Genomic DNA, 23,024 nt, shown 5'->3' on the forward strand with positions numbered 1-23,024 from the left:
TTAAACTCGCCCGGTCTTTTGTTCAGGATCAGCCCGTGACTTCCAGCATCTTCTGGTACGACTACGAAACCACCGGGATCAATCCACGCAACGACCGGCCGCTGCAAGTGGCGGGCATTCGTACGGACGATCAGCTCAACGAGATCGGCGAGCCGATCAACCTGTATTGCCAGCCCAGCGATGACATCCTCCCCCATCCGGCGGCATGCCTGGTGACAGGCATCACGCCTGACCGGCTCGCGGAAAAAGGCTTGTGTGAAGCAGACTTCATGACCCGACTGCACGCGGAGATGTCTCTGCCCGGCACCTGCAGCGCGGGTTACAACACGTTGCGTTTTGACGATGAGATGACCCGCTACAGTCTTTATCGCAACTTTTTCGATCCCTACGCACGCGAATGGCAGGGCGGCAACAGCCGCTGGGATTTGATTGATGTGGTGCGCACGGCTTATGCGCTGCGTCCGGAGGGCATTGTCTGGCCGCAAGAAGAGGGCCGGGTCACGCTGAAACTTGAGCGGCTGACGGCGGCCAACGGGATCGATCATGGTCATGCCCATGACGCGCTCTCCGATGTCCGCGCAACCATCGCGCTGGCGCGTCTGGTCCGCGATAAGCAACCCAAACTTTACGATTATCTTTTTGGCTTGCGCTTCAAGCACAAGGTCCAGGATCAGATTCGATTGATGCAGCCACTTGTGCATATATCGGGTCGTTTCTCCGCAGCGCGAAGTTATGTGAGCGTCGTACTTCCGCTGGCCTGGCATCCGGTGAACCGAAATGCATTGATTGTCTGTGACCTGTTCCATGACCACAGCCCGTTGCTGGACGAAGACGGCGAGACCTTGCGTCAGCGTCTATATACTCGCCGCGAAGATCTGCTCGAAGGCCAGTTACCGGTTCCGCTGAAATTGCTGCATGTTAATAAATGCCCGGTCATTGCCCCGCTGAGCGTGCTTCGCGAGGAGGACCGTCAGCGTCTGCAACTGGACATGAGTGTTTATAAAATGCGCGTGGCCGCCTTGAATGAAGGGCAGACGATCTGGCAGGACAAGTTGAAAAGCGTCTATGCGAACGACAACTTCGCTGCCAGTGAGGATCCGGAACAGCAGTTGTACGACGGCTTTATCAATGATCGGGATCGTCGTCTCTGCGAGCAGGTGCGCATTGCCGAGCCCCAGCAACTGGCTGCCGATGGCTGGCCGTTCGATGATCCCCGATTGCCTGAATTGTTATTCCGCTACCGCGCCCGCAACTTTGCCGAAACCCTTAGCGTTGCAGAGCAACAGCGCTGGTTGGCGTTTTGTCAGTTGCGCCTGAGCGATCCTCAGGCCGGCGCCCCCAATACGCTCAAGGCGTTCAGCCGTGCGCTGGTCGAACTCTCGCTGAAGGCCACGCCCGAGCAACTCAAAGTGCTCGCCCAGTGGCAGGAATACTCTCTGGTGTTGAAACAGCGTCTGGGACTATAAGCGCATAGGGGTAAATGGCAGGCAATAAAAAACGCCAGCATGGCTGGCGTCTTTTTGAGTCTAACATCTCTGCGCGACGGCTGACTCTAAAACCGGCAATTAGCCCAGCAGAGTTGCCCAGCCTTCAACCTCGTCGCCGCCCCACTTGGCTTTCCACTCTTTCAACGTCTTGTGGTTGCCGCCTTTGGTTTCGATGATTTCACCGTTGTGCGGGTTTTTGTATTGCTTGACCTTGCGAGCGCGTTTGGTGCCGACCGGCTTCACAACAGCGCCACGTGGAGCCTTCATTTTGGAGTCTGGATCCAGCAGCGCGATGATGTCGCGCAGGGATTTCTGATATTCGCCCATCAACGTGCGCAGTTTGCCTTCGAACTCAAGTTCTTTCTGCAGTTTGTCGTCTTGTTGCAGATTTTGCAGGCGGGCTTGCAGTTCTTTGATGGCTTCTTCTGTTGCGCGGTATTCGTTGATCAGTGACATGGGGGATACCTATGTTGTGATGGGCATGATGCGATGGGCGCATAATAATCAGAGTGTTTGCGCAAGTAAACATTTAAGAAAAGTTTTATCCGTAGCATTTTGAAATAGCCGCAGACATACCCTCGATTTAGATACACATGTAGCGTTATAGAACGCCAATGACCTTGCTGTTTTCAGCGAAGTGTCTGGCGTCGAATTTCCGTCGCCGATGAACCGGTACGGCACTAATGCATTTATCCCCCAAGGGTGCGCTTTTTTGCCGCCTGAAATCAGCGGCATACGGGTACTGCACAGTCGTCAGGTAATCGCTAGAATGGCGGCCTTTGCGAAGTTCTGGAGTTTTTCACATGCGCACTTTTCGTCTGGTGATTGCTTGCCCGGACCGTGTCGGTATCGTTGCCAAGGTCAGTAACTTTCTGGCCTCGTACAACGGCTGGATTACCGAAGCGAGCCATCACTCTGACAATCTCAGCGGCTGGTTTTTCATGCGTCATGAAATGCGTGCCGATACCCTGCCTTTCGACCTCGAAGGTTTCCGTGCAGCTTTTGCGCCCATCGCCGAAGAGTTTTCGATGGACTGGCGCATTACCGACTCCGCGCAGAAAAAGCGCGTCGTGCTCATGGCAAGCCGAGAGTCCCATTGTCTGGCCGACCTGTTGCACCGCTGGCACAGCGACGAACTGGACTGTGAAATCGCCTGCGTGATTTCCAACCACCAGGACCTGCGCAGTATGGTCGAGTGGCACAACATTCCTTATTACCACGTGCCGGTTGATCCGAAAGACAAAGAGCCGGCGTTCGCCGAAGTCTCGCGTCTGGTCAAACACCACGAAGCCGACGTTGTTGTGCTGGCGCGTTACATGCAGATCCTGCCGCCGCAACTGTGCCGGGAATACGCGCATCAGGTCATCAACATTCACCACAGCTTCCTGCCTTCGTTTGTCGGCGCCAAGCCGTATCACCAGGCGTCGCTGCGTGGCGTGAAACTGATCGGCGCTACTTGCCACTACGTCACCGAAGAACTGGACGCCGGTCCGATCATCGAGCAGGACGTGGTGCGCGTCAGCCATCGCGACAGCATCGAAAACATGGTGCGTTTCGGTCGCGACGTGGAGAAGATGGTGCTCGCTCGCGGCCTGCGCGCACACCTTGAAGACCGCGTGCTGGTGCATGACAACAAGACAGTGGTCTTTGATTAAGCAGTGATTAAGCAGTGATTAAGCGGTTTGGGTGAGCCGCTTAAGTTCAGCGGCTTACTGCAACTCGATTGTTTGCGAACAGTGCAGCTTCTCCGGCACGACAGGCGGAATCACCATGACCGACCCCCTCGACAAAGCCACATCCAAAGCCCCGCCGACCCTTGGCGAGGGATGCCTGAGCCGTTACGACGTCGACGCACTGTCGCCGGAAGACGGCACGGACTTCGAGGGGGCGGAAGCCTTATGGAAAGAACTGACGTCTGCCAGACAGGAAGACGAATCAGACCGTCTTGATCCGCAGTAACTTGTTCAAAAGGGGGCGCCCGACCATCAGCAGAAACACCGGCCCGCCCGCGACCAGATAGAAGTAATAGGTGACGATCCGCCAGATGAGGATCGCGGCCGCTGCCGTCGACTTGCCCACCATCGGCGCCAACAAGGCCGCCGACGTCAACTCCGCCGCTCCCGCACCGCCCGGCGACAGGCTGAACTGCCCGGCGCTCAGCGACAGCATCTGCACCAGAAACGTCCACGCCCAGTCGATATTCACGCCCAACCCTTGCAGCGCCAGGTACAGCACGCTGTAACGCAGACTCCAGTGCACGCAGGTCAGCGCAAATACCTGCAGCAGAATGCGGTGGGGCATTTTCCAGGTTTCAGCCAGCGCGTCGCGAAAGTGCAGCAGCTTGCGCGCCCAGCGAATACGCGTGGTGTTCTTGCGCTTCAGGCGCTTGAGCACCCGACCGTTGAACAGAATGATGCGTCGGTGATACCGCGCGAAACCGGCACAGGCACAAAGTCCGGCGCCGATCAGCAGGGCGCTGGCAATGAGCATCCATTCAAGGTTTTCGCTGAGCTGGTGGAACACCGCGTAGATCAGGATGCCGATCAGCGCGAGGAGAAAAAACACCAGATCCATCAGTTGGTCAGTGGCAAAGGCCGCTGTGCTTTTCGCCGGACCAATACCGCTGCGCGAGAGCAGTGCGACCAGCGTCAAGGGCGCGCCGCTGCCCCCGGGCGTGGCGCAGTAGGCAAATTCCGTGGCCATCACCACCGCGAGACTTTTGCGCATGCCGATGCCGCTGGCGGCGTCGCCGAGCAACAGGCGCAGGCGCATCGTGTTCATGCACCAGCCCACCAACACCATGACGAACATGCCGATCAGGAGCGTCACCGGGAAGTTGCGCAGGCGGTGAAACATGTCTGCGCCGCCCATGAAGAACGGAATCAGCAGGGCGAGTATCAGTGCTGCTGCGAGCCAGCCAAGTCGCCTCACGCCGCAGACCTGGCGGCATTCAGGCCCTGTAACCAGGCAAATTTGCTCATCGGCGTACGGCCGTCGTTCAACAAGCGCTCAAGGGCTTGCAGCCAGTAACGACGGGAAAAGTCGTGGCGCATGTCTACGGGGTGCAGCCCCAGACGGATGGTTGCGGCGTTATGCAATTGAGCCTCACGGTGGTTGCTGACGATTTTCGATACGCCCCGGCGCCAGGCGCTGCGAGCGCTCCAGACGATCCCGGGCGCATCGATCTCGGAAAAGTCCGGCAGACGATACAAGTGTTGGGCATCACTTGTGTAGTCCAATGGCAATTTTCGCAGGGCATTGCGCGTGCCTTCGCTCATCAGCCAGGCGGGAGCGACGAATCCGTGAAGTGGCCAGTCGTTGCGCCGGAACACCTCCATGCCTGCTTCCAGCCGTTGCATCGCCTGATGTTCGTCTAGGGTGTAGAACTCGCCCTCCCAGGTGTAAATGCGCCGCATGAAAAACTCATGGGGCGTGCGTGGGGCAGGGCTGTCGTCGCAATGGTAATAGCCGTGCAGCGCCAGTTCGTCACCCCGTACGAGGCGGTCGTGCATCAACCGCTGGAAATCCGGGTTGGCGTCGATCGGATCGTGCTTGTGGAAATTCGGCACCACCAGCCAGGTGATGGGGATGTTCCCTAGCTTGTCGACCGCCTCAACGAAGGGTCGATAATCCGGCCAGGTTTGCGGGGCCACGTCGTGGAGCACCAGCATCAGGCTGCGTTGCGTGATTGCGGGAATCTCAGCCATGGGCATAGACCGGCTGACGGGCGCCGAGTACTGCCTGGTAATGGCCGAGCAAGCCGGCGACCACGGCGTCCCACGCATAATGTGCCTCGACATGACGCCGCGCCTCTTCGCCTCGGAATGGGGCGTTCTCGGCAAACAGCTGACGCACCGCTGCCGCCATGGCCGGTGGTTGATTGGGTTCGCACAGCAGGCCGCAGTGCTCGGGGACGATTTCGCGGAAGGCCCCGGCATCGACCGCCACCACCGGAATCCCGCTGGCCATGGCTTCAATCACCACCAGACCGAAGGTTTCCTGGTCCCCGGCATGTACCAGCGCATCGGCACTCGCCAATAGGCGCGCGACTTCGGCAGCAGGACGAAATTTATCCACAACCGTGACGTTGGCCGGCACGCCGGTCGGCATATGGGAGCCCACCAGCAACAGGTGATAACCCGCGCCCAGCGCCTTCATGCAGTCGAGCAGAACGGTCAGGTTTTTCTCTTTCGAACCTCGGCCCGCAAAGATAAGCAGGTGGGTTTCATCCGGCAGGGCCAGCTCGGCCTTGAGACCAGGATCTCGCCGGGAGGGATGGAACGTCTGCAGATTAACCCCCAATGGCTGCACATGAACGTTCTTCACACCCAGGCGGATCAGCTTGTCCGCCATCGCCGCGCTCGGCGCCAGCACTCGGTCAAAATTGCCGTAGAGCTTGCTGACGTAATTCTCGACGTTGGCCCCCAGCCAGGTGCCAATCCGGTTGCTCACCAGCAGCGGCAAGTCGGAGTGGTAAAAGCCAATCACTGGCACGTCCAGTTGGCGTCGGGCATCCAGTGCAGCCCAGGCGGTAAGATAAGGATCGCCCACTTCAATGAGGTCTGGCCGCAGATTTCGCAGGGCCTCTCGCCAGGGACCGACGCGCAGTGGAAAACGATAGCCGTTGCCAAACGGTACGGGCGGCGCCGGAACCCGGTATATGCCGTCTTCATGACTGCTTTGCGGGCCCGGGATCAGCAGGCTGTGTCGCACGCCCGGGTAAAGCGCGAGGCGGCGGTGTTTGGCATCCAGGTACGTGCGCACGCCGCCGCTTGCAGGGGCGTAGAACATGGTCATGTCAGCAATGTGCATGGGATGCCTTCGTCCATTGATTCAGTCCTTCTGGGGTTGACCATCCACAGATACAGATGTTCGGTTGCAGATCGTCGCACCCACGCCCATGAACTAGCGTTACGCCGCTTGCGTCAGAGTCTTGCGCTAGAGTAGCGAGGTGGCCTGAGGGAGGCTCGGCTGTGCCGGTCCAATTGGGCTGTCGCCGCAGTCCCCTCGGGAATATCAAATGCAACGCTTGGGTGAACGGATGCCTGACTCACAACAGATTCTTATTGGTGCTGACCTGAAGGGCCAGCCGATCGGGCAGGCGATGCGTCTGGCCAACCGTCACGGGCTGGTGGCCGGCGCGACGGGCACCGGGAAAACCGTCACCTTGCAGCGCCTGGCGGAAGTGTTCAGCGACGCCGGCGTGGCCGTGTTCGCGGCGGACATCAAGGGTGATCTCTGCGGGCTCGGCGCCCCGGGCAACCCTCAAGGCAAGATCGCCGAGCGCATCGCCGGCATACCCTGGCTGCACCATAAACCTCAGGGCTATCCGGTGACACTGTGGGACGTGCACGGTGAAACGGGCCATCCGTTGCGCACAACCCTGTCGGAAATGGGCCCGCTGCTGCTGGGAAGTTTGCTGGAATTGACGGACAGCCAACAATCGGCGCTGTACGCCGCATTCAAGGTGGCGGATCGGGAAGGGCTGTTGTTGCTGGACATCAAGGACCTCAAGGCGCTGCTCAATCATTTGCGCGACAACCCCGAAGTCCTCGGCGACGACAGCGCGTTGATGACCACGGGGTCGAGTCAGGCGCTGCTGCGTCGGCTGGCGATCCTTGAACAGCAAGGCGCCGAGGCCTTGTTCGGCGAGCCGGCGCTGCAACTGGAAGACATCTTGCAGCCCGCGAGCGATGGCCGCGGGCAGATTCATCTGCTGGACGCCAGCCGGTTGGTGCACGAGTCGCCGAAGGTCTACGCTACTTTCCTGCTGTGGCTCCTGGCCGAGCTGTTCGAGCAATTGCCTGAGCGCGGCGATGCCGATAAACCGTTGCTGGCGCTGTTCTTCGACGAAGCGCATTTGCTCTTCACGGATAAGCCGAAGGCGCTGCAGGACCGGCTGGAGCAGGTGGTACGGCTGATTCGCTCGAAAGGCGTCGGCGTGTATTTCGTCACTCAGTCGCCGGGGGATCTGCCGGACTACGTTCTGGCGCAGCTCGGTTTGCGCATTCAGCATGGCCTGCGCGCGTTCACCAGCAAGGAGCAACGATCGCTGAAAGCCGTTGCGGACGGGTTTCGCCCCAATCCCGAGTTCGACGCGCTCTCGGTGCTGACCGAGTTGGGCATCGGTGAGGCGCTGGTGGGCACGCTGCAGGACAAGGGCACGCCTGAAATCGTCCAGCGTGTGTTGGTCGCGCCGCCGCAATCGCGCATCGGGCCGTTGACCCAGGCTGAGCGCGACACGCTGATCGCACGGTCGCCACTGGCCGGTCGCTACGACAAACCCGTGGATCGCGAATCGGCTTACGAAATGCTGCTGGCGCGCAAAGGCGCATCAGTGGACCCCGCGCAGAAACCTGCTGCTGAGGAGAAGTCAGAAGGCGGCTTTGCCGACATGGCCGGTGGTTTTCTGGGCGGGCTGGCGGGGCAGGCGGTCAAAAGTGCGATGCGCCAGGCCGCCACCCAGATCGGTCGCGAACTGGTGCGCGGGTTGATGGGATCGTTGCTGGGCGGCAGCAAGAAACGCCGCTAGCGCACCCACAAAAAAGCCCATTCAATGAATGGGCTTTTCAGGTCAGGCGGTGCAGTCAGGTCAGGCCAGCGCTTTGGACGCCAACCAGAACAACCCTGCCGACAGCGCGACCGTGGCGGGCAGGGTCAACACCCATGCCAGCAGAATGTTGCGAACCGTGCCGCCCTGCAGGCCGCTCTTGTTCGCCACCATGGTCCCGGCCACGCCGGACGACAGGATGTGAGTCGTTGAAACAGGCAGGCTGAACACGTTGGCCAGCGCAATGGCGCTTGCGGTGGTGATCTGCGCGGACATGCCCTGAGCGTAGGTCATGCCTTGCTTCCCGATCTTCTCACCGATGGTCAGCACGACGCGTTTCCAGCCGACCATGGTGCCAATACCCAGCGCCAGTGCAACGGCGAAGATGACCCAGAACGGCGCGTACTCAGTGGTCGCGGTCAGGTCCTTGCGCAGCTTCTCCAGATCCGATTTTTCACGGGCATCAAGGGCTGGCAGCTTGCCGACTTTGCGTGCCGTGTCGTCCAGGCACAGCAGGTAGCGACGCACTTCGATGCGACGTTCCGGTGCGAGGGTGTGGTAGTCGTTGACGCCCTTGAGGTTGTTCAGCAGAGCATCAATGGTCGGCTCGGTTTGCTCAGGGTTGCAGCTGAAACGCTCGGGCAAGTCGCCCGCCGCCGATTTGCCCAGCGCCAGGTACTCGCCCAGTGTCGCGTTGTTGCGCTGGTAAAACTGGCTCAGGTGCTGGGTCGCGTCGCGGGTGCGTTCGATCTGGTAAGTCGTGGTGCTCAGGTCCAGCACGAACTGCGCCGGGACGATACCGATGAGCACCAGCATGATCAGGCCGATGCCTTTCTGACCATCGTTGGAGCCGTGCACAAAACTCACTGCCATCGCCGAAATCACCAGAACCAGGCGATTCCAGAAAGGAGGGTGTTTTTTGTCATCGAGCTTGCGGCGTTGTTCCGGAGTCTTGTGCATCTTGGAGAGGGGGCGCCAGGCTTTCAGCGCCAACAGGACCAGACCCGCCACGATGAAACCGGCCAGTGGCGAGAACACCAGCGAGGCGCCGATATCGATCGCTTTCTGCCAGTTCACGCCTTCGCCCAGCGGGATGTTATTGATCAGCGCGTTGGCCAGGCCTACACCCAGAATCGAACCGATCAATGTATGGGAGCTGGACGCCGGGATGCCGAAATACCAGGTGCCGAGGTTCCAGGTGATGGCCGCAGCCAGCAGCGAGAACACCATCGCCAGACCATGACCGGTGTTGACGTTGATCAACAACTCGACCGGCAGCAGATGGACGATGGCATACGCCACGCCGACCCCACCCAGGAGCACCCCGAGGAAATTGAACACGCCCGAGAAAAATACTGCCAGATGGGGCGGCATGGCCTTGGTGTAAATGACTGTCGCCACCGCGTTGGCGGTGTCATGAAAGCCGTTGATGAACTCGAAGGTGAGGACAAACGCAAGGGCGAGCAACAAGCTCACAATTACCCAAGCATCCAGTCCGCTGAATAGATCGATCATGGAAGGTTTTCTGACCCGGTCTTAAGGGGGCGGGATTATGACAGAAAAAAAACTGCGCGATAGGCGCGCCGCTCATTGGTAGCAGCCTGCAACGAAATTTCTGTCCCGCCTGCCCGTCGACTTCCTGCCGGGAAAGAAAGTGCGAAGCACCCCTGAACCCTGGACGAGTCTGTAAAACCTGGCCTTCAACGCGATGAATACGCTTGCCGTCAGCTGTTTAAGTCAGCGACAGGCAAGCGGCGGCTCATGGCTCTTCCTTGAGTTCTTCTTCCATCTTTTGCAGCTCTTGCTTGAACGCCTGGTCAAGCAGGCTGGCCCGTTTGCGCCACGGCTTGCGCTCTGGTTCGGGCTGGGCGGCGTATGTTGTCACTTCGCCGCCGTAAACTTCCTTGTAACGTTGTTCCTGGCGCTCTAATTCTGCGCGCAGTTCATCTTTGGTCACGTTAATACCTGATCGGGTCGAGTTTAATCCCGGTGATGACGCCGAGTCTGAAAGTGTCGGACCTGACGATCGCAATGTATCGCATCAGGAATAACCATCGGGCAGGGACGCTGCGCCAAGACGATTCACACTTCAACCAAGGGCGGCTACGTGCACCGGAATGACAAAACTGTCGTAGCAACATTCTTTATTGATTGCCTGCAGGATGGCTGATGACCAAGGTATTGGCCTGCCGTCGCTGAACATTGCGATCGAGTCGAACAATGTCTGCGTGTGTTTGGATCCATGCCAGATGGGGCGAGGATTTAAACACGCGATAGCGTTATTGGGCTTCAATGACGGCCACTATCGCGAAGATGCGCAGGCGAGTCAACTGTCGAGACTGTCGCAGCCGGACAACTGAGGATTTATACCTTTTTTATGTACGAAGGTTCCTAAGTTGGACAGTCTGATTTATGACGCAACTTGGCGAGTCAAATGTTTAACGCCGCAGGCAGTTTTCTGGCGACGTAAAATTCTCGGCTTATGACCGTGGGGACAATGATGTGTATTTAAACGGTTACACATAAATGGTGAGGGGAGAGGCAAAAACGGCCTTGGGTTAGCAAGACCGTGCCTGGGACTTCTCAGTGGGTACCTGACCAGTAATCCAAAGAAGCCTCATATGGCATGTGAAAGGTATAAGCAACTGGGCAGCCGGTCAATTGCGATTATCGCCCACTCGTTCGATAATCGCCCAAAGCTGGCTTGCCGTGGGCTTCAAAAACGGCGAGAGTGGCGTTCTACAAGGCTTTCGCGGCCACGACGAACGGTGCCAGCATGAACGATCAATTGCGTAATTCTTTCACGTCACTTGCGCCGCCGATTGTTGCGTCCCCTGCTAAAAGGATTCAGGCGCTCACAGGTGATCCTGATTTCATGACCTCTCTGGCGCGAGGGTTGGCCGTCATTCACGCGTTCCAGGAACGCAAGCGGCACCTGACCATCGCGCAGATCAGCCATCGCACCGAAATCCCCAGAGCGGCGGTTCGTCGTTGCCTGCATACATTGATCAAGTTGGGCTACGCCACCACTGACGGGCGCACTTACTCGCTGCTGCCTAAAGTGCTGACGCTTGGCCATGCCTATTTGTCCTCGACACCCTTGGCGGTTTCGTCACAGCCTTATCTCGACCGCATGAGTGACCAGCTGCACGAGGCCTGCAATATGGCCACGCTGGAAGGCGAGGACATTCTTTATATAGCCCGCTCCGCCACGACTCAGCGATTGATCTCTGTGGATCTGGCGGTGGGCGGACGTTTGCCGGCGTATTGCACCTCTATGGGCCGGATTCTGCTGGCGGCGCTGGACGATGTGTCGTTGCGGGAATACCTCGACCACGTCGATCTGCAACCCAAAACCAGCCGCACCTTACGCACCCCGGAAGCCTTGCTCGAATGCCTGCAGCAAGTGCGGCAACAGGGCTGGTGCATTGTCGATCAGGAACTGGAGCAGGGTTTGCGTTCCATCGCGGTGCCGGTCTACGACGCATCGGGCCAGGTACTCGCGGCGCTGAATGTCAGCACCAGTGCGGGCCGAGTGGCGCGCAATGACCTGGAGCAGAAGTTTCTGCCGATCATGCTGAATGCCAGCCGTGACCTGAGCACGCAGCTGTTTACCTGACCCAGCCTGTTGAACCCATGAGCTGCCCGTCACTCTCCGTTCGGTGATCGAACACTTAGTCGGTTATCGGATTGTTCCAGCCCGTGCCCAGGCATAACCTCATTCTCAACGCCACGCCTTAAATGGCGGGGCAAACGAGTGTGAACCTGGAGCACCCCATGGCTGCAATTCTTTCCCTTCACGAGGCCGTGAAGCAGTTCGTCGACGATGGCGACATCGTTGCACTGGAAGGCTTTACTCACCTCATTCCTACCGCGGCGGGACATGAGCTCATTCGTCAGAAGAAGAAAGATCTGACCCTGGTGCGCATGACCCCTGACTTGATCTATGACCAATTGATCGGCGCAGGCTGTGCGAAACGGCTGATTTTCTCGTGGGGCGGTAATCCCGGGGTTGGCTCGTTGCATCGGCTTCGCGATGCCGTCGAACGGCAATGGCCGCAGCCCATGGAGATTGAAGAACACAGCCACGCCGACCTCGCCAATGCCTATGTGGCGGGCGCATCCGGGCTGCCGTTCGCGGTGCTGCGGGCGTATGCCGGTTCGGACCTGCCCAAGGTCAACCCGCTGATAAAGTCGGTCACTTGCCCGTTCACCGGAGAAGTGCTGGCGGCGGTGCCGGCGGTACGCCCCGATGTGACGGTGATCCACGCGCAGAAAGCTGACCGTAAAGGCAACGTGCTGCTGTGGGGCATTCTCGGGGTTCAGAAAGAAGCGGCGTTGGCGGCCAAGCGCTGCATTGTCACGGTCGAGGAAATTGTCGATGACCTCAAGGCGCCGATGAACGCCTGCGTGCTGCCCACCTGGGCGCTGAGTGCGGTTTGCGTCGTGCCAGGCGGAGCGCATCCTTCCTACGCCCACGGCTACTACGAGCGCGACAACCGTTTCTATCAGGCGTGGGACGCCATCGCCCGCGACCGTGAGGCGTTTACCGCCTGGATCGACGAATACATCCATGGCACCCGTGACTTCAGTGAGTTCAAGAACAAGCTGGCCCACGCGGCGGAGGCTCACCAATGACTTATTCCACCAGCGAAATGATGACCGTCGCCGCCGCGCGCCGGTTGAAAAACGGCGCCGTGTGCTTTGTCGGCATCGGTCTGCCCTCGAAAGCGGCCAATCTGGCGCGCGTCACTTCCTCGCCCGACGTGGTGCTGATTTACGAATCAGGGCCCATCGGCGCCAAGCCTGACGTGCTGCCACTGTCCATCGGTGACGGCGAACTGGCGGAAACCGCTGACACCGTGGTCTCCACCAGTGAGATCTTCCGTTACTGGCTGCAGGGCGGCCGTGTCGATGTCGGGTTTCTCGGCGCGGCTCAGGTCGACCGGTTCGGCAACATCAACACCACGGTGGTCGGCGATTATCACCAGCCGAAAGTACGCCTGCCGGGTGCCGGAGGCGCGCCGGAAATTGCCGGGTCGGCCAAAGAAGTGCTGATCATCCTCAAGCAATCGCCACGGACCTTCGTCAACAAGCTGGACTTCCTGACCTCGGTGGGCCACGGCGAAGGCGGCGACTCCCGCAAGCGCCTCGGCCTGCCGGGCGCCGGGCCGGTCGGCATCATCACTGACCTGTGCATCATGGAGCCGGAAGCGGGCACCCACGAATTCGTCGTGACCACGCTGCACCCCGGCGTAACCCGCGAGCAGGTGATCGCCGCCACCGGTTGGGACGTGCGTTTTGCCGACACCGTGAAGACTTCCGATGTACCCAGCGAGTACGAACTGACCGCGCTGCGCGATCTGGAAGCGCGAACCGCTGCCGCCCATGGTCAGGCGCCGGGAGAAGCATGATGCGTGACGTCTTTATCTGCGACGCGATTCGCACCCCCATTGGCCGTTATGGCGGCGGCCTGGCGACCGTTCGGGCGGATGATCTGGCAGCGCTGCCGATCCAGGCCCTGATGGCGCGCAACCCGTCTGTCAACTGGGATGAGCTGGACGAAGTGTTCCTCGGCTGTGCCAATCAGGCCGGGGAGGACAACCGCAACGTCGCGCGCATGGCTGCGCTGTTGGCGGGTCTGCCGGCCAGCGTGCCGGGCGTGACCCTCAATCGCTTGTGTGCCTCTGGCCTGGACGCGGTGGGTTCTGCGTTCCGCGCCATTGCCTGCGGCGAGATGGAGCTGGCCATTGCCGGCGGCGTCGAGTCCATGTCCCGCGCCCCTTTTGTGATGGGCAAGGCCGACACGGCATTCGGACGCGGCCAGAAGCTGGAAGACACCACCTTGGGCTGGCGTTTCGTCAATCCGCACATGAAGGACCAGTACGGCGTTGAGACCATGCCGCAGACCGGCGATAACGTCGCTGAAGACTTCGGCATCTCCCGAGAGGATCAGGACGCCTTTGCTCTGCGCAGCCAGCAGCGTACGGCGGCGGCTCAGGCTTCGGGCTTCTTCGCCGAGGAAATCGTGCCCGTGCGCGTCGCCCACAAAAAGGGTGAGACCGTCGTCGACACCGACGAGCACCCCCGTGCCGACACCAGCCTTGAAGCGCTCGCCAAGCTCAAGCCGGTCAACGGGGCTGGCAAAACCGTCACAGCGGGCAACGCGGCAGGCCTGAACGACGGCGCGGCGGCGATGATTCTGGCGTCCGCCGACGCCGTCAAGAAACACGGCCTCACGCCGCGCGCTCGCGTACTGGGGATGGCCAGCGCCGGCGTTGAGCCTCGCGTCATGGGCATTGGCCCGGTCCCGGCGGTACGCAAGCTGGTGGCACGGCTGGGTTTGTCGGTCAGTGATTTCGACGTCATCGAGCTCAACGAAGCGTTCGCCAGTCAGGGCCTGGCGGTCTTGCGTGAACTGGGCATTGCTGACGATTCACCCAAGGTGAACCCAAACGGCGGCTCGATTTCGCTGGGGCATCCGCTGGGCATGAGCGGCGCGCGGCTGGTGTTGACGGCGTTGCATCAACTGGAAAAAACCGGCGGCAGCAAAGCGCTCGCCACGATGTGCGTCGGCGTGGGGCAGGGGCTGGCCCTCGCAATAGAGCGCTAGACGACATTTTTGCAACTCAGCCACCCGAGTCATCGCTTGCCTCCGCGAAAGGGGCAACTTGCTGACTCGGGTGGTTGTCCTTGTGATGTCGAAACGTTACTGCTTAAGTCTAAATGTTGCAGGTTATGTCTTAGACTGGCTGACCTTACTAACACCTGGGGAGATAATAATGACAACGACTCACTACACCGGAGAAGAGCGGCGCAAGCGGATCTTCGCAATCGTGGGGGCCTCATCGGGCAACCTCGTCGAATGGTTCGACTTCTACGTCTACGCCTTCTGCGCCATCTATTTCGCGCCTGCATTCTTTCCTTCCGATGACCCGACCGTTCAGTTGCTCAACACCGCGGGCGTCTTCGCCGCAGGCTTTCTGATGCGTCCCATCGGCGGCTGGCTGTTCGGTCGCGTGGCCGACAAGCACGGCCGCAAAAACTCGATGATGATTTCCGTGCTGATGATGTGCGCGGGCTCGCTGGTCATTGCCTGTCTGCCCACTTACGCGTCGATCGGTGCATGGGCGCCGTTTCTGTTGTTGATGGCGCGCCTGTTCCAGGGCCTGTCAGTGGGTGGTGAGTACGGCACCACCGCCACGTACATGAGCGAAGTCGCGTTGCGGGGGCAGCGCGGGTTTTTCGCTTCGTTTCAGTACGTGACGCTGATTGGCGGCCAGCTGTTGGCCGTGCTGACCGTGGTCATCCTGCAGCAGTTTCTCAGTGCCGATGAGCTGAAATCCTACGGCTGGCGGATTCCATTCGTGGTCGGTGCGGTCGCGGCGGTGATCTCGCTGGTGCTGCGCCGGTCGCTGAAAGAGACCACCACCGCCGAAGTGCGTCAGAACAAGGACGCGGGCAGCATGTCTGCGCTGTTCCGCGATCACAAAGCGGCGTTCATCACCGTGCTGGGCTATACCGCCGGCGGCTCGCTGATTTTCTACACCTTCACCACGTACATGCAGAAATACCTGGTCAACACCGTGCACATGGATGCCAAGGTCGCGAGCTACATCATGACCGGTGCGCTGTTCCTGTACATGTGCATGCAGCCGGTGTTCGGAATGCTCGCTGACAAGATCGGTCGCCGCGCCTCGATGCTGTGGTTCGGCGGGCTGGGCACCCTGTGCACGGTGCCGCTGCTGCTGACGTTGAAAACCACCACCAGCCCGGTCATCGCGTTCGTGCTGATCACCCTGGCATTGGCCATCGTCAGTTTCTACACCTCGATCAGCGGTCTGGTGAAAGCCGAGATGTTTCCGGTGCAGGTGCGTGCGCTGGGCGTCGGTCTGGCCTATGCCGTGGCCAACGCTATTTTCGGTGGCTCCGCTGAATACGTGGCTTTGGGGCTGAAGAACATGGGCATGGAAAACACCTTCTACTGGTACGTGACCGCGATGATGGCGATTGCTTTCCTGTTCAGCCTGCGCCTGCCGAAGAAGCCGGCTTACCTGCACGAAGACCACTGATCCCGGATCTTGGAGCGCGCGTCCTTGCAGGGCGCGTGCTGTCCCTATTGATCACACTCATTCCACGTGTTTCACGGAGCGACTGCCATGGCGTTCGTACAACTCGAAGACGGTGAACTGCATTATCAAATTGATGGCCCGGTGGATGCGCCGGTGCTGGTGCTGTCCAACTCGCTGGGCACCGACCTGCACATGTGGGACGCGCAGATTCCGGCGCTGAGCAAGTCATTCCGCGTCGTGCGTTACGACACCCGCGGCCACGGTCAGTCCCTCGTCACCCAAGGGCCTTACACCCTCTCGCAGCTGGGACGAGACGTGCTGGCGCTGCTTGATGCGTTGAAAATCGACCGCGCGCATTTCTGCGGATTGTCCATGGGTGGCCTGATCGGTCAGTGGCTGGGCATTCATGCCAACAATCGGCTGCACAAGCTGGTGCTGTGCAACACCGCCGCGAAGATCGGCGATACGGAAACGTGGGCGCCGCGCATCGCCCAGGTGGAGAAGGGCGGTGAGCGGGCAATGAAGGAAATGGGCGCCGGCGCGGTTGGGCGTTGGTTCACCCCTGACTTTGCCAGCCAGCACGCCGACCAGGTCACGCCCGTCACCGACGTGCTGGCGGCGACTTCTCCGCTGGGTTACGCCGCCTGCTGCGCGGCTGTCCGGGATGCCGATCTGCGCAAGCAAGTCAGTTCGATCACCGTGCCCACGCTGATCATCTGCGGCAGCCATGACGCCGTCACCACCGTGGCGGACGGGCATTATCTGCAGAACCACATCCACGGCAGCGAACTCTCCGACTATTACGCCGCGCATTTGTCCAGCGTCGAGCTGGGTGAAGTCTTTGCTCTGCGCGTGACGGAGTTTTTGCTGGCGTGACCTTTTAGGAATCCTCGCGTACTGCTTGAGTTACCCTAGTGACAGGCAAAAAAAACCCACCAATCGGTGGGTTTTTTCATGCACGTTGTATCAGAACAAGCGGGTAGACGGCACATCGCCCGCGGTGGGCTGACGCTCGCCGGTCGGGGTCTGTTCGTACCAGCCGCCACCCAGCGCGCGGTACAGATTCACCTCGCTGTTTAGCTGCGACAGGCGGTCGGTGATCAACGACTGTTGCGCGGTGAACAACTGGCGCTGGGCGTCGAGGAAGGTCAGGTTGCTGTCGATCCCGATGCGATAGCGTCGCTCGGCCAGACGGTAGTAGTCCTGGTTGGCGTTGACGAAGTCGGTCTGCGCCTTGAGCTGATCGGTGTAGGTCTTGCGTGCGGCCAGACCGTCGGAGACTTCCTGGAACGCCGTCTGAATCGCCTTCTCGTAGTTGGCGACGCCAATGTCTTTCTGGATCTTCGAGTAGTCGAGGCTTGCGCGCAGACTGCCCGCGTTGAAGATCGGCAGATTGATCGTCGGCTCGAACAGCCACGTCCCCGAACCGCCTTTGAACAGACCGCTCAGATCGCCGCTCGCCGTACCGGCACTGGCCGTGAGGCTGATGCTCGGGAAGAACGCGGCACGTGCCGCGCCGATGTTGGCGTTGGCGGCTTTCAAGCTGTATTCGGCCTGAAGAATGTCCGGACGACGCTGCAGCAATTCCGACGGCAGACCCGCTGGCATTTCATTGAGCATGTCAGCGCTCAACGGTTTCGAGGCGGGCAGGTTGGCCGGCAGACTGGTGCCCAACAGCAGCACAAGATTGTTCTCGTCCTGGGCGACCAGCCGCTGATACTGAGCCAGCTTGACGCGGGCGCTCTCGACGGAGGTGCGCGACTGCGCCAGATCCAGCGCCGACGCCACACCCACTTCGCTGCTGCGAGAGGTCAGACGCAAGCTTTCTTCGAAGGCGCCCAACGTGTCCTGGGTCAGCTTCAACAGCTCTTTGTCCGCTTCCCACGTCAGATAGGCGTTGGCCACGTTGGCGACCAGACTGATCTGCGTGCTGCGACGGCCTTCTTCACCGGCGAAGTAAGTCTGCAGCGCCTGCTCACTGAGGCTGCGCACCCGGCCGAACAGATCCAGTTCATAGGAACTGATGCCCAGACCCACCGAATACTGACTGGTGATACCGGACTCGCCCGTTTGCGACAGGTCGCCCGGCACGCGCTGGCGCGTGCCGGTGCCCGATGCTGCCACGGCCGGGAACAGATCCGCACGTTGAATGCGGTACTGCGCGCGGTAAGCGTCGATGTTCAGCGCGGCGACGCGCAGGTCACGGTTGTTCTGCAGCGACGTCTGAATCAGTTGCTGCAGCGCCGGGTCATGGAAAAACTGACGCCAGCCTTGCTCGGCCGCCGCCTGATTCGCCGCCTGGGCCGGCGAATAGGCCGGACCTTGCGGGAACTGAGCCGGCACCGGTGCGGCGGGCTGCTTGTATTCGGGGATCAACGAGCAGCCGCCGAGAATGAACGCGGTGACCGCCAGCGAGATCAGGGACTTGCTCATTGGCCAGCCTCATCGTGTGGAGTGTGTTTCTGTTTGCCTTTGAACATCGAGGATATCGAAACGAAGAACAACGGTACCCAGAAGATCGCCAGAATAACTGCGGTGATCATACCGCCGATTACGCCTGTACCGATCGAATGCTGGCTACCGGCACCGGCGCCCGAGGAAATCGCCAGCGGGACCACACCGAGGATGAACGCCATGGACGTCATTACGATGGGCCGCAGACGCATCCGGCAGGCTTCGATGGTTGCATCGACGATGCCCTTGCCCTGCTCATGCAGCTCCTTGGCGAACTCGACGATCAGAATGGCGTTTTTCGCCGCCAGACCCACCGTCACCAAGAGACCTACCTGGAAGAACACGTCGTTGGAAAGGCCGCGCAGGCTCGTCGCGATCAGCGCACCGATAACTCCAAGCGGGATGACCAGCAACACCGCGATCGGAATCGACCAGCTTTCATACAGCGCCGCCAGACACAGGAACACGATCAGAATGGACAGTGCGTACAGCGCGGGCGCCTGAGAACCGGACAGCCGCTCTTCATAGGACAGACCCGTCCAGGAAAGACCAACACCCGCCGGCAACTTCTTCGCCAGTTGCTCGACCTCGGCCATCGCCTCACCGGTGCTGTAACCCGGCGCCGGAGTACCCAGCACTTCTTCTGCCGGTACACCGTTGTAACGCGAGAGTTTCGGCGAGCCGAACACCCACTCGCCGGTGGCGAACGAGGCAAACGGCACCATCTCGCCAGCGGTGTTGCGCACGTACCACTTCTTCAAGTCTTCCGGCTTCATCCGCGCACTCGCATCGCCCTGCACGTACACCTTCTTGACCCGACCGCGGTCGATGAAGTCGTTGACGTAGTTGCCACCCATCGCGATGGACAGCGTGGTGTTGATGTCCGACAGGCTCAGGCCCAGGGCCTGCGCACGCTCGTCATCGATAACCAATTGGTATTGCGGCTCATCGTTCAGACCGTTCGGACGCACGCCCGCCAGAATCTTGCTCTGTGCCGCCATGCCCAACAGCTGGTTACGCGCTTCCATCAGCTTGGCGTGACCCACGCCGCCCTGATCCTGCAAGTACACGTCGAAACCGGTGGCGTTACCCAGTTCCAGTACCGCAGGCGGTACGACCGCAAAGGTCATTGCGTCGCGGAAGCCAAAGAAGTGCTGCTGCGCCCGTTTGGCCAGTTCGAAGACGCTATTAGAGTCATCACGATCGCCCCACGGTTTCAGCATGATGAACGCCAGACCGGAGCTCTGACCGCGACCGGCAAAGTTGAAGCCGTTAACGGTGAACACCGAGTTGACCGCGCCGGATTCCTCTTCCAGCAGGTACTTGCGCATGTTGTCGATGACGGTCTGCGTCCGTTCCGCCGAGGAGCCCGGTGGTGTCTGCACCTGGGCAAAGATGACGCCCTGGTCTTCTTCCGGCAGGAACGCGCTCGGAATGCGGGTGAACATCCAGATGGTGCCGCAGACGATCAGCGCGTAAACGATGAAGGCCGGAATCTTGTGCTTGAGCATGTTGCCGACGCCGCGCTCATAGCTGACTACGCTGCGGTCGAAGGTGCGGTTGAACCAGCCAAAGAATCCACGTTTCGGCTGCCCGTGCTTCTCGTGATCGATTGGCTTGAGCAGGGTGGAGCACAGCGCCGGGGTGAAGATCAGCGCGACCAGGACCGAAAGCGCCATCGCCGACACGATGGTGATCGAGAACTGCCGGTAGATCACACCCGTGGAGCCGCCGAAGAACGCCATTGGCAACAGAACCGCACACAATACGAGTGCGATACCGACCAGCGCGCCCTGGATCTGCTCCATGGATTTGATCGTGGCGTCCCGCGGCGAAAGTTTGTCCTCCGCCATCACCCGCTCGACGTTTTCCACCACGACGATGGCATCGTCCACCAGCAGGCCGATGGCAAGGATCACCCCGAACATGGTCAGCGTGTTGATGGTGAAACCGGCGGCAGCGAGGATCCCGAACGTACCGAGCAATACCACCGGTACGGTCATCGTGGTGATGATGGTGGCGCGGAAGTTCTGCAGGAACAGGTACATCACCAGGAACACCAGGATGATCGCTTCACCCAGGGTGTGAACCACACCGGTGATGGATTCCTGAACCACTGGCGTGGTGTCGTACGGGTAAACCACTTTCATGCCAGGCGGAAAGAACGGCTCCAGCTGCGAAATGGTGGCGCGAATCGCCTTGGCGGTGTCCAGCGCGTTGGCGCCGGTCGCCAGCTTGATCGCAAGACCCGAAGCCGGCTTGCCGTTGAACTGCGCGTCAATGCTGTAGTTCTCGCCACCCAGACCGACTTTGCCGACGTCTTTGAGGCGAACCTGCGAACCATCCTGATTGACCTTAAGCAGAATGTTGCCGAACTGCTCGGCGGTCTGCAGACGGGTTTTACCGATGATCGTGGCATTCAGCTGCTGACCCTTGAGCGCAGGCAGACCGCCGATCTGGCCGGAAGACACCTGAACGTTCTGGGCAGTGATGGCCGTCTTGACGTCTACCGGGGTCAGCTGAAAGTTGTTCAGCTTGGCCGGATCGAGCCAGATACGCATGGCGTACTGGGCACCGAAGACCTGGAAGTCACCCACACCGGAGGTACGGGAGATCGGGTCCTGCATGTTCGAGACGATGTAGTTGGACAAGTCCTCCTTGCCCATGCTGCCGTCTTCGGACACCAGACCGACGACCATCAGGAAGTTCTTCACCGCCTTGGTCACGCGGATACCCTGTTGCTGCACTTCTTGCGGCAGCAGCGGGGTGGCCAGGTTGAGCTTGTTCTGCACCTGAACCTGAGCGATGTCCGGGTTGGTACCCTGGTTGAACGTCGCGGTGATGGTCATGCTGCCGTCGGAGTTACTTTCCGACGACACATACCGCAGGTTGTCGATGCCGTTGAGCTGCTGCTCGATCACCTGAACCACGGTGTCCTGCACGGTTTGCGCGTTGGCGCCCGGGTAGGTCACGGCGATCGCGATGGCCGGCGGCGCAATGGCCGGGTATTGGTTGATCGGTAGCTTGAGGATCGAAAGCGTCCCCACCAGCATGATCACGAGGGCAATTACCCACGCGAAAATCGGCCGGTCGATAAAGAATTTCGACATGAATTACTCCCCTTTGCTGCCTGCGGCTTTATCAGTTGCCGGGGCAGGGGCCGGGTTAGCTGCATTGACGTTGGTGGCTTCGGCCACTTTCACTTCAGCACCTGGCTTGACGTATTGCAGCCCTTCGGTAATCACGCGATCACCTGCGTTCAGGCCCTTCTCAACCAGCCAGTCGCTGCCGATGGTGCGGTTGGCAACCAGCGTGCGGGACTCGACCTTATTATCGGCGTTCACCACCAGTGCGGTCGGTGTGCCTTTCAGGTCACGGGTGATGCCTTGCTGTGGAACCAGAATCGCGTTCTCGGCCACGCCCGATTGCAGTCGTGCATGCACGAACATGCCTGGCAGCAGCGTGTGGTCCGGGTTCTGGAACACGGCGCGCAGGGTCACGGAACCGGTGGTCTGGTCGACCGACACTTCGGAGAACTCAAGCTTGCCTTCGATCGGGTAGAGACTGCCGTCCTCGAGTACCAGCTTGACCTTGGCGGCGTTGTCGCCGGCTTTCTGCAGCCTGCCGCTTTCCAGATCGCGACGTAGTTTGAGCATTTCGGCCGAAGACTGGATCACGTCGACGTAGATCGGGTCGAGCTGCTGAATGGTGGCCATCGCATCGGCCTGACCATTGCTGACCAGCGCGCCTTCTGTCACCAGCGAGCGGCCAATACGGCCGGAGATCGGCGCGTAGACCTTGGTGTAGCGCAGGTTGATCTCTGCGGTCTGCACCGCCGCCTTCGCTTCGCGAGCCGAACCCACCGCCGTGTCGTATTCCTGACGGCTGACGGCTTGCTCGTTGATCAGCTGCTTATAGCGGCCAGCGAGGGAGTTTGAGGATTCGTAGGTGGCTTTGGCGCTGTCCAGGGTGGCCTGGTAAATCGCCGGGTCGATCTGGTAGAGCTGCTGACCGGCTTTGACGTCTGCACCTTCGGTGAACAGGCGTTTGAGGATGATGCCGTTCACCTGAGGACGCACTTCGGCGATACGGAACGCGGTGGTCCGGCCGGGAAGTTCAGACGTCAGGGTGTAGGCCTGGGTTTTCAGAGTGACGACGCCGACCTGAGGGGGCGGTGGTGCTGCGGCCGCTTCTTCCTTCTTGCTGCATCCGGAGAGCAGCGATGCCAGGGCGACGGCAGTGACCAGTACGGTAACAGCTGGCTTGAATTGCATGAAGATCCTCGGGTCAGGAGCCTGAACTCATGGAAAGTGGAAAGGGGGCAGGAAAAGTATTCCAGCTAGATAAGTAGGATGCTAATGAATATACTTACATTCACGGTTGTTTGTAAACACCCACGAGTGCGACACTCCAACGCACCGAGGGCATCGATTGTAGGTCCGGGACAAGGCATCACAAAGG

General features: G+C 60.1%; 20 protein-coding genes. 11 read left to right on the forward strand and 9 right to left on the reverse strand.

Translation table 11 applies throughout. The features are described from left to right. Positions 1-35: 35 nt before the first annotated feature. Positions 36-1,466: an exodeoxyribonuclease I gene (sbcB, locus tag AC07RO_RS01605; protein ID WP_495085111.1), complete on the forward strand. Its 1,431-nt coding sequence runs from the start codon at positions 36-38 to the stop codon at positions 1,464-1,466. A 99-nt stretch (positions 1,467-1,565) separates the two neighbouring features. On the opposite strand, the gene mvaT is transcribed toward sbcB, so the two are convergent. Next, positions 1,566-1,943, reverse strand: coding sequence for a histone-like nucleoid-structuring protein MvaT (gene mvaT, locus AC07RO_RS01610; RefSeq protein ID WP_192171704.1), 378 nt, complete (start codon positions 1,941-1,943; stop codon positions 1,566-1,568). Positions 1,944-2,290: 347 nt separating this feature from the next. Here mvaT and purU point away from each other — a divergent pair, with 347 nt between their 5' ends. After that, entirely contained in the window at positions 2,291-3,142 is an 852-nt protein-coding gene (purU, locus tag AC07RO_RS01615; protein ID WP_346627085.1) for a formyltetrahydrofolate deformylase, read from the forward strand. Between the two features lie 115 nt (positions 3,143-3,257). Then, positions 3,258-3,446: a hypothetical protein gene (locus AC07RO_RS01620; RefSeq protein WP_346627086.1), complete on the forward strand. Its 189-nt coding sequence runs from the start codon at positions 3,258-3,260 to the stop codon at positions 3,444-3,446. Here AC07RO_RS01620 and gpgF read toward each other — a convergent pair. Genes gpgF through gpgS form a run of 3 tightly spaced genes read right to left on the reverse strand, consistent with a single transcriptional unit; the run spans position 3,423 to position 6,299 of the window. After that, positions 3,423-4,418, reverse strand: coding sequence for a glucosaminyl phosphatidylglycerol flippase (gene gpgF, locus AC07RO_RS01625; protein WP_282366025.1), 996 nt, complete (start codon positions 4,416-4,418; stop codon positions 3,423-3,425). The two genes, AC07RO_RS01620 and gpgF, sit on opposite strands and share 24 nt — an antisense overlap. Next, positions 4,415-5,194 carry an N-acetylglucosaminyl phosphatidylglycerol deacetylase gene (gene gpgD / locus AC07RO_RS01630; protein WP_495085112.1) on the reverse strand — a complete coding sequence of 260 codons (780 nt, stop codon included), beginning with the start codon at positions 5,192-5,194 and terminating at the stop codon, positions 4,415-4,417. The genes gpgF and gpgD overlap by 4 nt, the downstream gene beginning before the upstream one ends. Beyond that, on the reverse strand, positions 5,187-6,299 hold the full coding sequence (gene gpgS / locus AC07RO_RS01635; RefSeq protein WP_495085113.1) for an N-acetylglucosaminyl phosphatidylglycerol synthase: 1,113 nt from the start codon (positions 6,297-6,299) through the stop codon (positions 5,187-5,189). The genes gpgD and gpgS overlap by 8 nt, the downstream gene beginning before the upstream one ends. A gap of 229 nt (positions 6,300-6,528) precedes the next feature. On the opposite strand from gpgS, the gene AC07RO_RS01640 reads away from it, so the two are divergent. Beyond that, complete coding sequence (locus AC07RO_RS01640; RefSeq protein WP_495085114.1) at positions 6,529-8,019, forward strand: helicase HerA-like domain-containing protein; 1,491 nt, start codon at positions 6,529-6,531, stop codon at positions 8,017-8,019. 60 nt (positions 8,020-8,079) lie between these two features. On the opposite strand, the gene AC07RO_RS01645 is transcribed toward AC07RO_RS01640, so the two are convergent. Beyond that, complete coding sequence (locus AC07RO_RS01645; RefSeq protein ID WP_192171698.1) at positions 8,080-9,552, reverse strand: inorganic phosphate transporter; 1,473 nt, start codon at positions 9,550-9,552, stop codon at positions 8,080-8,082. Positions 9,553-9,796: 244 nt separating this feature from the next. Then, positions 9,797-9,994, reverse strand: coding sequence for a hypothetical protein (locus AC07RO_RS01650; RefSeq protein WP_037014498.1), 198 nt, complete (start codon positions 9,992-9,994; stop codon positions 9,797-9,799). Between the two features lie 205 nt (positions 9,995-10,199). Here AC07RO_RS01650 and AC07RO_RS01655 point away from each other — a divergent pair, with 205 nt between their 5' ends. From AC07RO_RS01655 to pcaD, 7 genes are all read left to right on the forward strand, one after another. After that, a complete protein-coding gene (locus tag AC07RO_RS01655) occupies positions 10,200-10,397 on the forward strand; it encodes a hypothetical protein (RefSeq protein WP_192171697.1) in 198 nt (65 codons plus the stop codon). 416 nt (positions 10,398-10,813) lie between these two features. Further along, positions 10,814-11,656, forward strand: a complete 843-nt coding sequence (pcaR, locus tag AC07RO_RS01660; RefSeq protein ID WP_495085115.1) for a pca regulon transcriptional regulator PcaR — start codon at positions 10,814-10,816, stop codon at positions 11,654-11,656. Positions 11,657-11,814: 158 nt separating this feature from the next. Then, a complete protein-coding gene (locus tag AC07RO_RS01665) occupies positions 11,815-12,675 on the forward strand; it encodes a CoA transferase subunit A (RefSeq protein WP_495085116.1) in 861 nt (286 codons plus the stop codon). After that, positions 12,672-13,451 (forward strand): CoA-transferase subunit beta, encoded by a 780-nt coding sequence (locus AC07RO_RS01670; RefSeq protein WP_495085117.1) that lies wholly within the window; start codon positions 12,672-12,674, stop codon positions 13,449-13,451. The genes AC07RO_RS01665 and AC07RO_RS01670 overlap by 4 nt, the downstream gene beginning before the upstream one ends. Beyond that, a complete protein-coding gene (gene pcaF / locus AC07RO_RS01675; protein ID WP_495085118.1) occupies positions 13,448-14,650 on the forward strand; it encodes a 3-oxoadipyl-CoA thiolase in 1,203 nt (400 codons plus the stop codon). Before AC07RO_RS01670 ends, pcaF begins: the two co-directional genes overlap by 4 nt. A gap of 169 nt (positions 14,651-14,819) precedes the next feature. Further along, positions 14,820-16,109 (forward strand): MFS family transporter, encoded by a 1,290-nt coding sequence (locus AC07RO_RS01680; RefSeq protein WP_495085119.1) that lies wholly within the window; start codon positions 14,820-14,822, stop codon positions 16,107-16,109. 87 nt (positions 16,110-16,196) lie between these two features. After that, positions 16,197-16,985 (forward strand): 3-oxoadipate enol-lactonase, encoded by a 789-nt coding sequence (pcaD, locus tag AC07RO_RS01685; RefSeq protein ID WP_495085120.1) that lies wholly within the window; start codon positions 16,197-16,199, stop codon positions 16,983-16,985. 90 nt (positions 16,986-17,075) lie between these two features. On the opposite strand, the gene AC07RO_RS01690 is transcribed toward pcaD, so the two are convergent. The 3 genes from AC07RO_RS01690 to AC07RO_RS01700 are packed head-to-tail and all read right to left on the reverse strand — an operon-like array spanning position 17,076 to position 22,837. Beyond that, positions 17,076-18,542, reverse strand: coding sequence for an AdeC/AdeK/OprM family multidrug efflux complex outer membrane factor (locus AC07RO_RS01690; protein ID WP_282366050.1), 1,467 nt, complete (start codon positions 18,540-18,542; stop codon positions 17,076-17,078). Further along, on the reverse strand, positions 18,539-21,673 hold the full coding sequence (locus AC07RO_RS01695; protein ID WP_495085121.1) for an efflux RND transporter permease subunit: 3,135 nt from the start codon (positions 21,671-21,673) through the stop codon (positions 18,539-18,541). Before AC07RO_RS01695 ends, AC07RO_RS01690 begins: the two co-directional genes overlap by 4 nt. Before the next feature lie 3 nt (positions 21,674-21,676). After that, positions 21,677-22,837, reverse strand: a complete 1,161-nt coding sequence (locus AC07RO_RS01700; protein WP_346627094.1) for an efflux RND transporter periplasmic adaptor subunit — start codon at positions 22,835-22,837, stop codon at positions 21,677-21,679. Positions 22,838-23,024 lie beyond the last annotated feature (187 nt).

Source organism: Pseudomonas sp. GW821-FHT07F05 (assembly GCF_059418765.1).